The sequence below is a fragment of the Leminorella grimontii ATCC 33999 = DSM 5078 genome (genome assembly GCF_000439085.1).
Lineage (GTDB): Bacteria > Pseudomonadota > Gammaproteobacteria > Enterobacterales > Enterobacteriaceae > Leminorella > Leminorella grimontii.
On record NZ_AUUA01000013.1, the window covers coordinates 35,431 to 50,136 of the forward strand.

Here is a 14,706-nt window from a genome sequence, read left to right on the forward strand (position 1 = left end):
ATTAATGATTTCATGTACAAAGGCGTGCGTTACTTACTTATGGCTCTGATTTTTTGTGCGTCAGCGGCCACGGCGGGCGAATGGCCTAAAGAGCTGGTGGATGTTTCCGGTCAGAAGGTCGTGCTAAAGCAAAAGCCGCAGAGAGTGATACTGGCGTCGGGCTACAGCCTGCTGGCGTTTTCATTTGTACATGAGGACCCGACGGCCGTGCTGGTTGGCTGGGGCAGCGAGCTTAAAAGGTTTGATGAAGCGACCTATAAGCTTTTTCTGAAGACTTTTCCAAAGCTGGCTGCGCTGAAAACCATCGGTAGCGGAAGCGGCGATGAGCTTTCGCTGGAGACGCTTCTTTCTTTAACGCCGGACCTGGTGATATTTGAAGCTTGGCAGGTGCCGCGCTCTAAGTCGCTTATCGAGCTGCTGCAAAAGAGCAAGATACCGGTTGCCGTTATCGACTACTATCAGGAGCCGATGAAAAATACCGTTCCGTCGACCCGTCTTTTAGGGCAGCTGCTGGACAGAGAAGAGAAGGCTGAGGCGGTCATCGATTTTTATCAGCAGCACATGGCGAGGCTTACCGAGCGGCTAAACGACAAAAATCTGTCCCATCCGCGAGTGCTGCTGCACGCCTATCCCGGCGTATGGGACTGCTGCTGGAGCAGCGGAGCCGGCGGACTTGGCGAATATATTTCCCTGTTTAAAGGGGAAAATATCGGCGCTGACAAATTTCCAACCGCCAACGGCGGGCTACTGAGTCTGGAATACGTGATTAAAAAAGATCCGCAGGTGTACATCGCCACCGGCCATTCGGCGGTAGACCCCAACAAAGCTCTGCCGATGGGAACAAGCGTAGATCCGGCGCTAAGCCAGCGGCAGCTGAAAGCGCTGGTAGAGCAAAAGGGTATTAGCACCTTTGACGCGGTCAAAAACGGCAGAGTGCACGGTTTTTGGAACTATTTTACCGGTTCGCCTTTTAACGTCGTGGGGGCTGAGGTAATGGCCAAGTGGATACAGCCTCAGCTTTATCAGGATGTCGATCCGCAAAAAACGATGGATGAGATGAATCAGCGTTTTCTTCCGGTTCCTTTAACGGGAACCTATTGGACTACTTTACAGAGATAGCGTTATGTATATTCGACCCGAACATCTGGTGGCGTCTAAAGAGCAGCTGCGCGAGCACTATGCCATGCCGAACGACATCGTAATTAAAAAGCAGCTGGACTTTCTGGCGCCCTACGGCGCGAAAATGATCTCGCTGTCGCCCTTTATGGTGCTGGCGACGGTAGGGGAAAAGGGCGTTGACGTTTCGCCAAAGGGCGGTGTGCCCGGGTTTGTTAAAACGGTCGGCGAAAAGACGCTGCTTATCCCTGACTATGCGGGAAACAATCGTCTGGACGGCCTGCAGAACATCATTGATAACCCGCAGGTAGGCCTGACGTTCTTCGTTCCTGGCGTGAGCGAAGCTTTCCGCGTCAACGGTAAGGCGCGGCTGTCGCTTGATCCGTCGCTGAGCGATTTTTTTAGCGAAACCGGTAAGAAGGTGAAGTGCACCATCGTCGTTGAGGTTGAAGAGGCCTTTATTCACTGCGGTCAGGCCGTTTCGCTGGCAAAGCTGTGGGAAAGCGAAAGCCAGAGTAATAAAGACAAGGCGCCGCTGCTGAAGGATATTATCGACTTTCACCAAAACAGGATGTCGGATTAAAAAAGAAAGGTCGGAGCATTCCGACCTTTTCTGTATTTACTGCATTACCGCTTGCGCTACAGCATCCCCTTCAGGCGATAGATCCACTCCAGCGCCTGCTTGGGCGAAAGCGCGTCGGGGTCGAGCGCTTCCAGCGCTTCCACGACCGGCGGCGCTTCTTCTTCAACCGTCAGCAGCGCCATTTGAGCGCCTTCGGTCGAGCCGTTGGCCGCGCTGGCGGACAGGCTCTCCAGCTCTTTAAGCTTTTGGCGCGCCCGCTTGATGACGTCGCGCGGCACGCCGGCCAGCGCCGCCACCGCCAGGCCGTAGCTTTTGCTGGCCGCGCCGGGCTGAACGCAGTGCATAAAGGCGATGGTGTCCCCGTGCTCAACGGCATCCAAATGAACGTTTTCCACGCCTTCCATACGTTCGGGCAGGGTCGTCAGCTCAAAGTAGTGGGTGGCGAACAGCGTCATGGCTTTAATTTTATTTGCCAGACTTTCCGCACAGCTCCATGCCAGCGACAGGCCGTCGTAGGTTGAGGTGCCGCGGCCGATTTCGTCCATCAGGATAAGGCTTTGCTCGGTGGCGTTATGCAATATATTGGCCGTTTCCGTCATTTCCACCATGAAGGTTGAGCGACCCGACGCTAGGTCGTCCGCCGCGCCGATGCGGGTGAAGATGCGGTCTACCGGGCCTATGGTCGCGCTTTCCGCCGGCACGAAGCTGCCGATGTGCGCCATCAGCACGATAAGCGCCGCCTGGCGCATGTAGGTGCTTTTACCGCCCATGTTGGGGCCGGTAACGATAAGCATCCTGCGCTGAGGGGAGAGCTGCAGCGGGTTGGCGATGAAGGGCTCGCTGATAACCTGCTCCACTACCGGGTGACGACCGGCGGCGATTTGGATCCCCGGCCGGTCTGAAAGCGTCGGACAAACGTAGTTCAGCGCGTAGGCCCGCTCTGCCAGGCTGCTGAGCACGTCTAACTCGGCCAGCGCCGCGGCGCTTTGTTGTAGCGTCTCAAGATGAGGCAACAGAAGGTCGAACAGCTCGTCGTACAGGCCTTTTTCCAGCGCCAGCGACTTCCCTTTTGAGGTAAGAACCTTGTCTTCGTACTCTTTCAGCTCGGGGATAATGTAGCGCTCGGCGTTCTTCAGCGTCTGCCTGCGAACGTAGTTTATCGGCACCAGGTGGCTTTGGCCGCGGCTGACCTGAATGTAATAGCCGTGAACCGCGTTAAAGCCGACCTTGAGGGTATCGAGGCCGAGCTTTTCTCGCTCGCGAACCTCCAGCCTGTCGAGATAATCGGTCGCACCGTCCGCCAAAGCGCGCCATTCATCAAGCTCTGCATTGTAGCCGGGAGCGATGACGCCGCCGTCGCGAATAAGCACCGGCGGAGACTCAATAATGGCTCGCTCCAGCAGGTCCTTAAGTTCGTCAAACTCACCTATTTGCTGCTTAAGCGACAGCACTGCCTGGCTTGCTAGCGGTGCAAGCAGGGCGTGAATGTCGGGCAGTTGCTGGAAAGCGTTACGCATGCGGGCGAGATCGCGAGGGCGCGCGGTGCGAAGGGCCAGGCGGGCCAGAATGCGTTCCAAGTCGCCGATGCTGCGAAGGTATGGCTGAATATCGGTGTAAACGCCCTGTAGTTCCGTAATCGCGGTTTGGCGGTTTCGCAATACGGCATGATTTCGGGTTGGCGCATGGATCCAGCGCTTGAGCATCCGACTGCCCATCGGCGTTACCGTACGATCGAGAATGGCCGCCAGCGTATTTTCGCTCCCGCCGGACAGGTTCTGCGTCAGCTCAAGATTGCGACGCGTTGCGGCATCGAGAATGATGCCGTCCTGCTGGCGTTCCAGCGTCAGGCTGCGAATATGGGGCAGCGCGGTTCTCTGGGTGTCTTTTACATACTGCAGCAGGCAGCCCGCGGCGCGCAGGGCATGGGCCGATTTTTCAACGCCGAATCCGTTGAGATCCTTTGTGCCAAACTGCAGGTTAAGCTGCTGGCGGGCGGTATCGATTTCAAATTCCCACATTGGCCTTCTGCGAAGGCCGCGACGGTTCTCGATAAGATCCATCGCTTCGAGGTTTTCCGGATAGAGCAGCTCCGCGGGATTCGTTCGCTGCAGCTCTGCCGCCATGGTTTCTTTATCAGCCGGTTCCGCGACCTGAAAGCGGCCGGAGCTGATGTCCAACGTTGCATAACCAAAGCGGGCTCCTTCCTGCCAAATGGCCGCCAGCAGGTTGTCCTGCCGTTCCTGAAGCAGAGCCTCGTCGCTGACCGTGCCCGGCGTTACGATGCGAACGACTTTACGCTCTACCGGGCCTTTGCTGGTGGCCGGATCGCCGATTTGTTCGCATATCGCCACGGATTCGCCAAGCTGAACCAGCTTCGCTAAATAGTTTTCCACCGCATGGTGGGGAACGCCCGCCATGGGGATTGGCTCTCCGGCGGAGGCGCCGCGCTTGGTCAGTGAAATGTCCAGCAGCTGGGACGCCCGCTTGGCGTCGTCGTAAAACAGTTCATAAAAGTCGCCCATGCGGTAAAACAGCAGGATCTGGGGATGCTGTGCCTTTAGCTTAAGGTACTGCTGCATCATGGGGGTATGGGCGTCTAAATTTGTCTTCTCATTCATAGAGGTAGTCTTGTTAATCCCTTGAATTCAGCGGTTGGCGCGAGGCGATCTATTCGGCTCCCGGCGGTTGCGATAAACGCAGTATAAATATATGGACGATACCGTAGGCCATACGCGAGGCCGTGGCAAGCGGCGACGGCCGGATAATGGCCAAATGGTAAAGAAGGTTATGATAAAACAAGGAAACGTGGCAATAAATTAAAAAGTGCGGCGAAGAAAAAGCGAGTGGTAAAAGTGGAAGGCGTTTCTAACCATCGGTATGTCGCTTGATATGAGATGGCCCGCATTTTGTGAATCAGGCGCGCAGGCTAAAGCGCCTTTCCCCGAAAGGCGCGACGCCAGTCGCTGGGGCTTATGCGATAGCGCGCCTTAAAACGCTGTCGAAACGATATCGGCGACTGAAAGCCAACGGCCTGAGCGACGCTTTCTATTGACTGATTGGCCGATTCCAGCAGCTCCTGAGCGCGCTGAAGGCGTTCCGTCTCCAGCCACTCGCCCACTGACATGCCGGTCGCCTGATTAAACTGGCGGGTAAACGTTCTGCGGCTCATCATAACGCGTTTGGCCAAGGCATCGAGACTGTGGGGCTGCTGCAGATTCTTTCTCAAGAACGCCAGTAAAGTATTGATGCGCACGTCTTTGGTTGAGAGCGGAAGCGGGCGATCGATAAACTGAGCCTGTCCGCCTTCCCTGTGGGGAGGGACGACCATTCGTCTGGCGATACGGTTGGCGATAGCGCTTCCATAGCGTTCTCGGACGATATAGAGGCAGCAGTCAAGTCCGGCGGCCGTTCCCGCCGAAGTGATTAACCCATCGTCGTTGACGTAGAGCGCATTGGTGTCCAGCCGTACATCGGGAAAACGCTGGCAAAAATCCTGCTCATATTCCCAATGGGTCGCGGCGCGTCGGTGGGCCAACAGGCCCGCATAGGCGAGAACGTAGGTGCCCAGGCATAGCCCGACAATCGAGGTCCCTCGGTCGCGCGCCTTAATCAGCGCATCGAGTAGCGCCTGAGCTGGCTTTTCTTCTGGGTGAGGCCAAAAGGGAATGACGATCGTATCGGCTTTTTCCAATGCCTCAAGCCCGTGTTCCGCCGTCAGCGTAAGTCCCATCGTGGAGCGAACCGGTCCGGGGGCCTGAGCGCAAATGAGAAGGTTGTACAACTTTTGGTCTGGCAGGATGCTGCCAAAAATAGTACAAGGCACGGAAAAGTGAAAAGGGCTAAAGCCGTCGGTAGCGACGACGGCAACGGACGGCACGGACATACGGGCTCCCGAAAATAAGCGTAAGCAGCCTACAGTGTACAGGATCCGCCGTCTTCAGGAATAAGCAGGCGGTGGCTAAAGCCTTTTTTGAGGGCAAATTGACGCAGTTCGGTTCTGGAAAGCGCGCAGTGATTGATAGCTTCCATATGCGTTGCAATCAGCGTGGCGTTTGGCGACGCTTGATGAACGCGAAAAACGTCCTCTGCTCCCATAATAATCGCGCCAAAGCGGTCGACCTGCGCAAATCCGGCGTTCAGAACGACGGCCTGAGGAGCGTGTTCTGATAGCGCGTTGGCGACGTGCTGGTTCCAAACGGTATCGCCAGCGACGTACAGCGTTTTTTCCCGAGAGTGCTTAAAGACGATCCCGCAAACTTCGCCCAAGCGCTTCACCATATCCGCATTGGCATAGGCTTCATTGCTTCCATGCTGCCCGGAAGTTTTGACCAACATAACGCCTTCATATTCGGTACGGTTCGATAACACCTCCACATGGCGAAATCCCGCAGCCCGAACGATCTCCGCATCTCCTTCATTTTGGGTGAAGATCGGTTTATCTTTCGGCAGCGCCTGCGCCGCCGCATCGTCCCAGTGGTCGGGATGAGTATGGGTGACGATAACCGCATCGACGTCAACGATTTGCGCTATAGGCATTGGAAGCGCAACGAGCGGATTGCGCAGATGAGCGTTAAGCGTACCGGTAAAGCCAGGATAAGCGCCTTTATCCGCCAGCATCGGGTCGATAAGAAAGCGTTTACCGCCGTATTCCAGCCTTATGGTGGCGTTGCGTATTTGGGTGAGGTTCATTAGGGGCTCCTGTTGTTATTAAGCGTTACGACACATAAAGACAGTGTAAAGCGAGCGCACTCAACGGAATGAGTGGCCTGATGGCCAAATTAAGATGGAATTGGGCCAAGAGTGAACTTATTGATAAAAGAAGGCGCTGGGGCTGAATCTGGAACATATTCCCCATTCCCTTAGAAAGTCGTTTGATTTCGGCGCGCTTCTTTTTTATGTTTAGCGGCAGAATTTTGGCGATACCGTAAAGTAAACGTGAGGATGTGGCCCGTGGACGAGCAAATCTGCCAGTTGAGTAAAACCGTAGGGGAGAGGCTGAAGGCTAGAGGATGGTCGATAACCTGCGCGGAGTCCTGCACTGGAGGGTTGGTCGCCGCCTATCTGACGGAAATCGCCGGCAGCTCGGCCTACTTTGAACGCGGTTTTGTCACCTACAGCAATCAGGCTAAGCAAGAACTGCTGGAGGTAAGCGCGACTACGCTGGAAAACCACGGCGCCGTCAGTGCGCAAACGGTGATTGAAATGGCGAAAGGCGCGCTGAAGGCGGCTCAGGCCGAGGTGGCGCTTTCCATCAGCGGCATTGCCGGGCCGGATGGCGGAACGGAGCAGAAACCGGTGGGCACAGTTTGGTTTGGCTGGACAAGCAAAGACGGGCTTGTATTGAGTGAAGTTCGCCAGTTTGACGGCGATCGTCACTGCGTTCGCCAGCAGGCGGCGCGGCACGCGCTGACCGTGGTGCTGGAAAAATTTCTTTAAATTGTCTTGATACTGTATGACTATACAGTATAATGATTTCATCAACGGCGCAAAGGCGCCTTATAAATTTATGACCCTGTTTGAAAATCGTGGAGCCGTATAATGGATGACAATAAGCAAAGAGCACTTGCCGCTGCCTTAGGGCAAATCGAGAAGCAGTTTGGTAAAGGTTCAATCATGCGTTTGGGGGATACTCAGGCGCTTGACGTCGAGTCCATTTCAACCGGCTCCCTGAGTCTGGACATTGCGCTCGGCATTGGCGGCCTGCCTATGGGCCGGGTTGTTGAAATCTTCGGGCCGGAATCTTCCGGTAAAACCACGCTGACCCTGTCCGTTATCGCTCAGGCGCAGAAAGAGGGAAAAACCTGTGCGTTCATCGATGCCGAACACGCGCTCGATCCTGTCTATGCCGCCAAGCTGGGCGTTCAGGTTGACGATCTGCTGATTTCTCAGCCGGATACCGGTGAGCAGGCGCTGGAAATTTGCGACGCTCTGGTTCGCTCCGGCGCGGTTGACGTCATCATCATCGACTCCGTAGCGGCGCTGACGCCGAAGGCCGAGATTGAAGGCGAGATGGGCGATTCGCACGTAGGTTTGCAGGCTCGCCTGATGTCCCAGGCGCTGCGTAAGCTGACCGGCAACATCAAGAACGCCAAGTGTCTGGTTATCTTTATCAACCAAATTCGTATGAAGATCGGCGTCATGTTCGGTAACCCCGAAACGACGACCGGCGGTAACGCGCTGAAGTTCTATTCTTCCGTTCGCCTGGACATTCGCCGCGTTGGCGCAATCAAAGACGGTGAAGAGGTTGTTGGTAACGAAACTCGCGTGAAGGTAGTGAAAAACAAAATTTCTGCGCCGTTTCGTCAGGCTGACTTCCAGATCCTTTACGGTGCGGGAATTTCAAAAGAGAGCGAGCTTATCGATCTGGGCGTGAAGCACAAGCTGGTCGATAAATCAGGCGCCTGGTATTCCTATAATGGCGACAAGATTGGTCAGGGTAAGGCTAATTCAATGAAGTTCCTGCAGGAAAACCCTGCAATTTCTTCCGAACTGGAAAAACGCCTACGCGAGCTGCTTTTGACAAACAATCCCGTTATTTCTGCATCGGAAGACGAGGATTCAGAAATGCCGGAAGGCGAAGAGTTTTAATGTCGGTTTGCCGACCTTAATCGGAATTAGCCGTTCATGAACTCACTGTTATCCCGCGCTATGCGGATATTATCCCAGCGGGATTACAGTGAGGCTGAGATGCGTCGTAAGCTTCTTACGGCGCATTCTTCTTTTCGGGGGCGAGAAGAACAGGAACCGGTCTCCGCCGACGACGTCAATAGCGTCATCGAATACTGTCGCCAGCACGGCTGGCTTAACGACACAGGCTATGCGCAAAAGTTTGTTGAAAGCCGAAGCAGAAAAGGATACGGCCCCCAGCGTATTCAGTTTGAAATGCAGCAGAAGGGCATTTCACAGGAGGAAGCCTCGGCCGCATTGGCTTCCTGTGATATAGACTGGTTTGAAATAGCCAGAGACGTCGCCACAAAAAAAGTGGGAAGAAGGATGCCGACGGACTGGAAAGAAAAGGCCAAGCTGCAGCGCCATCTTGCTCAACGGGGATTTCGTCAGGATGAGATCCGCGCCGTTTTCAGCGATTCTGAATATTAACGCCTCTGCTGATTTACTTCCCTCTCAAGAAATTTTATCTTATGCCTACTTTTTTAAAGCGTAAGCCGGTCGTTTTTTCCAACTCAATATTCAGTTACGTACCGCCTTCATTCTATCGATAGCCAGATATTGGAATTTATATGAGCAAGAGCACCGCTGAGATCCGTCAAGCGTTTCTCGATTTCTTTAATAGTAAAGGGCATCAGGTTGTTGCCAGCAGTTCTTTAGTTCCCCATAACGATCCGACATTGCTATTTACCAATGCGGGCATGAACCAGTTTAAAGACGTATTTCTGGGATTGGATAAGCGCGCCTATACGCGAGCGACGACTTCGCAACGCTGCGTGCGCGCCGGCGGCAAACATAACGATCTGGAAAACGTAGGCTATACCGCCCGCCACCACACCTTTTTCGAGATGCTGGGCAACTTTAGCTTCGGTGACTACTTTAAGCACGACGCCATCCGCTTTGCCTGGGCGCTTTTGACCAGCGCCGAGTGGTTTAACCTGCCAAAAGACAGGCTTTGGGTCACGGTATACGAGAGCGATGACGAAGCCTATGACATCTGGGCCAGCGAAGTTGGGGTGCCGAAAGAAAGAATTATCCGCATCGGCGACAACAAGGGCGCGCCTTACGCTTCCGACAACTTCTGGCAAATGGGCGATACCGGCCCGTGCGGCCCGTGTACCGAAATTTTCTATGACCACGGCGACCACATCTGGGGCGGCCCTCCGGGATCGCCGGAAGAAGACGGCGACCGCTACATTGAAATCTGGAACATCGTCTTTATGCAATTCAACCGTCAGCCTGACGGTACGATGTTGCCGCTGCCCAAGCCTTCCGTCGATACCGGAATGGGGCTGGAGCGCATTTCCGCCGTGTTGCAGCACGTGAACTCCAACTACGATATCGATCTGTTCCGCACGCTGATTGCCGAAGCGGCCAAGGTGACGAAAGCAACGGATCTGAGCAGTAAGTCTCTGCGCGTTATTGCCGACCACATTCGTTCCTGTGCGTTTCTTATCTCCGACGGCGTTATGCCGTCAAATGAAGGCCGCGGCTACGTGCTGCGCCGCATTATCCGCCGCGCCGTACGTCATGGGCACATGCTGGGCGCAACGGAGACGTTCTTCTATAAGCTGGTTGCGCCTCTGATTGGCGTAATGGGCAGCGCCGCCGACGAATTGAAGCAACAGCAGTCGGCGGTAGAGCAGGTGCTGAAAACGGAAGAAGAACAGTTTGCCCGCACTCTGGAGCGCGGTCTGGCTCTGTTAGACGATGCGTTGGCGCAGGTTGAGGGCGACACGCTTTCTGGCGAGACGGCATTCCGCCTCTATGATACCTACGGCTTCCCGCTAGACTTAACCGCCGACGTGTGCCGCGAGCGCAACATCAAGGTTGATGAAGAAGGCTTCGAGAAAGCGATGGAAGAGCAGCGCCGTCGGGCCCGCGAATCGAGCGGCTTTAGCGTTGACTACAGCAAGCTTATCCGCGTTGAGCAGGAGACCGGCTTTAGCGGATACGAGCGTCTGGAGCAGTCTTCTCGCGTAACGGCGCTGTTCGTGAACGGCAACGAGGTACAGAAGCTTCAGTCCGGTGAAAACGGCGTAGTGATTTTGGACAACACGCCATTTTACGGCGAGTCAGGCGGCCAGGTTGGCGATGTGGGCCAACTGCGCGCGCTGACGGCAAGCTTTGACGTTCAGGATACGCAAAAATACGGACAGGCGATTGGCCATATCGGGCAGTTGACGCAGGGCGAGCTGAAAGTAGGCGACAGCGTAGACGCCGTTGTTGACGGAGCTCGCCGCAACCGTATCCGTTTGAACCATTCGGCTACTCACCTGCTGCACGCGGCGCTTCGCCAAGTGCTTGGCGCTCACGTCGCGCAGAAGGGATCTTTGGTGAACGATAGCTACCTGCGCTTCGATTTCTCGCATACTGAAGCGATGAAGCCGGAACAAATCCGTGCGGTTGAAGATCTGGTGAACCAGCAAATCCGTCGCAATCTTCCCGTCGAGACTCAGGAGATGGATCTGGAAGCGGCTAAAGCCAAAGGGGCGATGGCCCTGTTCGGCGAAAAGTATGATGACAAGGTCCGCGTTCTCTCTATGGGCGATTTCTCTACGGAGCTTTGTGGTGGTACTCACACTGCCGCTACCGGCGATATCGGCCTGTTCCACATTACCTCTGAGTCCGGCATTGCCGCCGGCGTGCGCCGTATAGAGGCCGTCACGGGAGACAACGCAATTCGCGCTATGCATCAGCAAAGCGACGTTTTAAGCGAAGTTTCCTCACTGGTTAAGGGCGATAGCAGCAACCTGATCGAGAAGATTAAGGGGCTGATTGAGCATGCTAAATCGGTTGAGAAAGAGCTACAGCAGCTTAAAGAGCAGCAGGCTGCTCAGGAAAGTTCATCTCTGGTCAGCAAGGCCGTTGAAGTTAAGGGCGTCAAGCTCCTGGTTAGTCAGCTTAGCGGCGTAGAGCCGAAAATGCTGAGAACCATGGTTGACGACATCAAGAATCAGATGGGGTCGGGCGTTATCGTTTTGGCGACTGTCCATGACGATAAGGTTAGCCTGATTGCCGGTGTAACCAAGGACCTGGTCGATCGCCTGAAGGCCGGAGAGCTGATTGCTCCCGTAGCCCAGATGGTGGGAGGTAAGGGAGGAGGCCGTCCGGATATGGCGCAGGCCGGCGGCACCGATTGTAATGCTTTACCCGCAGCCCTGGCCTCGGTTGAAGGTTGGGTGGCTGCAAAACTGTAACTGAAAGATTGTCGCTTTTGTCCAAGCGCCGTTTGGCGGCGCTTGGCGCGAAAGTGTACCTTTCTCCAGTATTTTTTAGCACGTCGTGTAGTATAAACTTAATATAATTAGCTAAACTTAGGCATATACCTGTTCTTATCTGGGGTATGTATAGAATGAGCATAGGTCTCGGCGATATTTAATATTTATTAAATACCGCAGCTTACGTTCTTAGGCTATATCATGGATAATGGGCTGGATGCACAAGAGAAGCAATGGTTTGTTTAATCTGTCAAGGAGTAACGAATGCTTATTCTAACTCGCCGAGTTGGTGAAACGCTTATGATTGGTGACGAAGTTACCGTAACGGTTTTAGGCGTTAAAGGTAATCAGGTTCGTATCGGCGTTAACGCGCCAAAAGAAGTTTCTGTTCATCGTGAAGAAATTTACCAGCGAATTCAGGCTGAAAAGTCTCAGCAGTCGACTTTTTAAGCAATTGACGCACCCGGCGCTGTCTGGCGGGTGCGTTAATGCCTTTCCTATAGTCATTTTTTAATTTTATTTTCTCACGCTCAGGCGCGCCGAAACGGGCGTTTTTACTTTTGTTATTTGTTTTTTTGCTGGCAAAGTGTTCGGGTTGTTTGCTTAGTGCTCAAACGGACGGGATGCGCGAAAAAGTATTTGACTTATAGGGCCGGGAAAGTAATATGTGCGCCACGCAGAACTGATAAGCGCTAACGCTGCTTGAGGTTTTGCTGATAGTAGATATGGTGAAGTGGCCGAGAGGCTGAAGGCGCTCCCCTGCTAAGGGAGTATGTGGTCAAAAGCTGCATCGAGGGTTCGAATCCCTCCTTCACCGCCATTTACGAACTGCACCCGTAGCTCAGCTGGATAGAGTACTCGGCTACGAACCGAGCGGTCAGAGGTTCGAATCCTCTCGGGTGCGCCATCTTAGTAAGGTATCGCTATAATGCGATACGCCAGTGAACGTAGTCGTAACGCTCACTTCAGTTATTCAATGTGCATCCGTAGCTCAGCTGGATAGAGTACTCGGCTACGAACCGAGCGGTCAGAGGTTCGAATCCTCTCGGATGCGCCACTTTATTTCTAAGCGTCATGCAGCGTAAGTTAATCAAATGCATAATGCTTAGCGCCGTTGTCCTCAGCGTGAGGGTTAATCGGTAGATTTATCGGATGCACCCGTAGCTCAGCTGGATAGAGTACTCGGCTACGAACCGAGCGGTCAGAGGTTCGAATCCTCTCGGGTGCGCCACCTTTTCTTTCTATCTAAATCCCTTTTTTCAAACCCATCATTCTTTCAATCGTTTGCGTTTTTTACATCGACATAGCTATGCCGCTGTATTTCTCGTGCTTGCGTTTGTTGCCTATAAATAACGAAATTTGAAGACGTTAAAGACCTAAACAGATAAGAATTGGCTATTGAAGCAATCGCCTTCTCTTTTTTAGAAATCTGGTTTAATAGTGAGAGCTAGAGGAAAATAGATGGCGTCCCCGACAGGAATCGAACCTGTAACTAGCCCTTAGGAGGGGCTCGTTATATCCATTTAACTACGGGGACTCAAAAGCAGGCTGGCATTATATCCGCTTTTTCTATTCGTTTCAGCAGTTCAGTGTTCGTTTGTCTAACTTATCGCCTGTCTGCGGGTAAAAGGCGGTTTTTTGATAGGCTTCACATTCTGCAGACTTTCTCCCATAGGCTTTGATCTGACACCCTATTTTACTCATAAATAGGTACTTTTGGCACGGGGTGTACGCTACGAGCCCAGACAAGGCTATGTTATGATAACGGCAATTTTTCATCGACAACGTGTAATGTAAGCAATGCTGGAAGTACAAGGACTAAACTGTATCCGAGATGAAAGAGCTCTGTTCACCGAGCTTGGTTTTGTCATACATCCCGGTGAGCTAGTTCAGGTTGAAGGGCCCAACGGTGCGGGTAAAACCAGCCTGCTGCGCATTTTAGCCGGGCTTGCCAGCAGCGACGGCGGTAAAATCCTCTGGAAAGGGGAAGAAACCCGCCGCTCTCGCGACGGTTATCATAATGACCTCCTCTATATCGGCCATCACCCTGGCGTAAAGGCCGTGCTTACTCCTTATGAAAACCTCTCCTTCTTTCAGAAAGCGTCTGGTAAAGCCGACGATAGCGCCATTTGGGACGCGCTGGCGAAGGTTGGGCTGGTTGGCTATGAGGACGTGCCCGTAGCGCAGCTTTCGGCCGGGCAGCACCGTCGAGTGGCGTTGGCCAGGCTGTGGTTAAGCAGCGCGCCGCTGTGGATTTTAGATGAGCCTTTGACGGCGATAGACAAGCAGGGCGTTGAGCACCTGACTCGTCTGTTTGAAGAGCACGCTCAAAGCGGCGGCATTGTGATATTGACGACCCATCAGGATATGATTAGCGCGCGCTGCCCTATCCGCAAAATCAAGCTTGACGGCGGGGTGTGGCGCTAATGTTTATTTCCATCCTTCACCGTGAGCTGAAAATCGCCTTTCGCAAAGGGGCGGAGATCGTCAACCCGCTGTGGTTTTTCCTGATTGTCGTCACGCTGTTTCCTCTAAGCATTGGCCCCGAACCTCAGCTTCTGTCGCGCATCGCGCCGGGCGTCGTTTGGGTGGCGGCGCTGCTGTCTTCTCTCTTATCTCTTGAGCGCCTGCTGCGCGACGATTTTCTTGACGGCTCGCTTGAACAACTCATGCTGCTGCCCGTTCCGCTGCCGGTGACCATTCTGGCGAAGGTCTGCGCGCACTGGCTGCTGACGGGCCTGCCGCTTTTGATTCTGTCGCCGCTGGTAGCGCTGCTGCTTTCTTTCGATTTTTCTACCTGGCGCGCCGTTGCGCTAACGCTGCTTTTAGGAACGCCGACGCTGAGCTTTATTGGCGCCATCGGCGTTTCGCTAACGGTGGGGCTGCGTAAGGGCGGCGTCCTGCTGAGTTTATTGGTGTTGCCTCTGTATATCCCGGTTTTGATTTTCGCCACGTCGGCGATCGATGCGGCGTCAATGCTGCTGCCTATCGGTGGATATCTGGCGATTTTAGGCGCTATCCTTGCAGGGACTGCGACGCTGGCGCCGTTTGCCGCCGCCGCAGCGCTGAGAGTGAGCGTACAGTAACGGCAGCGTAGCGATTTTTTATTTTAAATGTGAG

General features: G+C 54.0%; 12 protein-coding genes and 5 tRNA genes. 13 read left to right on the plus strand and 4 right to left on the minus strand.

Annotation, left to right across the window (positions count from 1 at the left end):
* Positions 1-39 precede the first annotated feature (39 nt).
* Both G544_RS0113925 and G544_RS20660 read left to right on the plus strand, forming a co-directional pair.
* On the plus strand, positions 40-1,119 hold the full coding sequence (locus G544_RS0113925; RefSeq protein WP_161624121.1) for an ABC transporter substrate-binding protein: 1,080 nt from the start codon (positions 40-42) through the stop codon (positions 1,117-1,119).
* A gap of 4 nt (positions 1,120-1,123) precedes the next feature.
* On the plus strand, positions 1,124-1,699 hold the full coding sequence (locus tag G544_RS20660) for an MSMEG_1061 family FMN-dependent PPOX-type flavoprotein (protein WP_036024162.1): 576 nt from the start codon (positions 1,124-1,126) through the stop codon (positions 1,697-1,699).
* Positions 1,700-1,755: 56 nt separating this feature from the next.
* Here G544_RS20660 and mutS read toward each other — a convergent pair whose 3' ends face one another.
* From mutS to G544_RS0113945, 3 genes are all read right to left on the minus strand, one after another.
* Positions 1,756-4,317 (minus strand): DNA mismatch repair protein MutS, encoded by a 2,562-nt coding sequence (gene mutS / locus G544_RS0113935; RefSeq protein WP_027275169.1) that lies wholly within the window; start codon positions 4,315-4,317, stop codon positions 1,756-1,758.
* Between the two features lie 308 nt (positions 4,318-4,625).
* Positions 4,626-5,582, minus strand: coding sequence for a GlxA family transcriptional regulator (locus G544_RS0113940; protein WP_027275170.1), 957 nt, complete (start codon positions 5,580-5,582; stop codon positions 4,626-4,628).
* A 29-nt stretch (positions 5,583-5,611) separates the two neighbouring features.
* Complete coding sequence (locus G544_RS0113945; protein ID WP_027275171.1) at positions 5,612-6,388, minus strand: MBL fold metallo-hydrolase; 777 nt, start codon at positions 6,386-6,388, stop codon at positions 5,612-5,614.
* Between the two features lie 261 nt (positions 6,389-6,649).
* Here G544_RS0113945 and pncC point away from each other — a divergent pair, with 261 nt between their 5' ends.
* The 9 genes from pncC to G544_RS0113995 all read left to right on the plus strand — a co-directional run bounded on the left by pncC (position 6,650) and on the right by G544_RS0113995 (position 12,817).
* A complete protein-coding gene (gene pncC / locus G544_RS0113950; protein ID WP_027275172.1) occupies positions 6,650-7,135 on the plus strand; it encodes a nicotinamide-nucleotide amidase in 486 nt (161 codons plus the stop codon).
* A 102-nt stretch (positions 7,136-7,237) separates the two neighbouring features.
* Positions 7,238-8,287, plus strand: coding sequence for a recombinase RecA (gene recA, locus G544_RS0113960; RefSeq protein ID WP_027275173.1), 1,050 nt, complete (start codon positions 7,238-7,240; stop codon positions 8,285-8,287).
* 36 nt (positions 8,288-8,323) lie between these two features.
* Complete coding sequence (locus tag G544_RS0113965) at positions 8,324-8,797, plus strand: regulatory protein RecX (RefSeq protein ID WP_027275174.1); 474 nt, start codon at positions 8,324-8,326, stop codon at positions 8,795-8,797.
* 140 nt (positions 8,798-8,937) lie between these two features.
* Positions 8,938-11,565 (plus strand): alanine--tRNA ligase, encoded by a 2,628-nt coding sequence (gene alaS / locus G544_RS0113970; RefSeq protein ID WP_027275175.1) that lies wholly within the window; start codon positions 8,938-8,940, stop codon positions 11,563-11,565.
* 285 nt (positions 11,566-11,850) lie between these two features.
* Positions 11,851-12,036 carry a carbon storage regulator CsrA gene (csrA, locus tag G544_RS0113975; protein WP_027275176.1) on the plus strand — a complete coding sequence of 62 codons (186 nt, stop codon included), beginning with the start codon at positions 11,851-11,853 and terminating at the stop codon, positions 12,034-12,036.
* Between the two features lie 277 nt (positions 12,037-12,313).
* Positions 12,314-12,406 (plus strand) — tRNA-Ser (locus G544_RS0113980).
* A 10-nt stretch (positions 12,407-12,416) separates the two neighbouring features.
* Positions 12,417-12,493 (plus strand) — tRNA-Arg (locus G544_RS0113985).
* 73 nt (positions 12,494-12,566) lie between these two features.
* Positions 12,567-12,643 (plus strand) — tRNA-Arg (locus G544_RS0113990).
* A gap of 97 nt (positions 12,644-12,740) precedes the next feature.
* Positions 12,741-12,817: transfer RNA gene (locus G544_RS0113995), tRNA-Arg, on the plus strand.
* Positions 12,818-13,048: 231 nt separating this feature from the next.
* Here the strand turns inward: G544_RS0113995 and G544_RS0114000 are convergent.
* Positions 13,049-13,123, minus strand: a tRNA-Arg gene (locus tag G544_RS0114000).
* 263 nt (positions 13,124-13,386) lie between these two features.
* On the opposite strand from G544_RS0114000, the gene ccmA reads away from it, so the two are divergent.
* Positions 13,387-14,013, plus strand: coding sequence for a cytochrome c biogenesis heme-transporting ATPase CcmA (gene ccmA / locus G544_RS0114005; protein ID WP_027275177.1), 627 nt, complete (start codon positions 13,387-13,389; stop codon positions 14,011-14,013).
* Positions 14,013-14,672, plus strand: a complete 660-nt coding sequence (ccmB, locus tag G544_RS0114010; protein WP_027275178.1) for a heme exporter protein CcmB — start codon at positions 14,013-14,015, stop codon at positions 14,670-14,672. Before ccmA ends, ccmB begins: the two co-directional genes overlap by 1 nt.
* Positions 14,673-14,706: the final 34 nt, after the last annotated feature.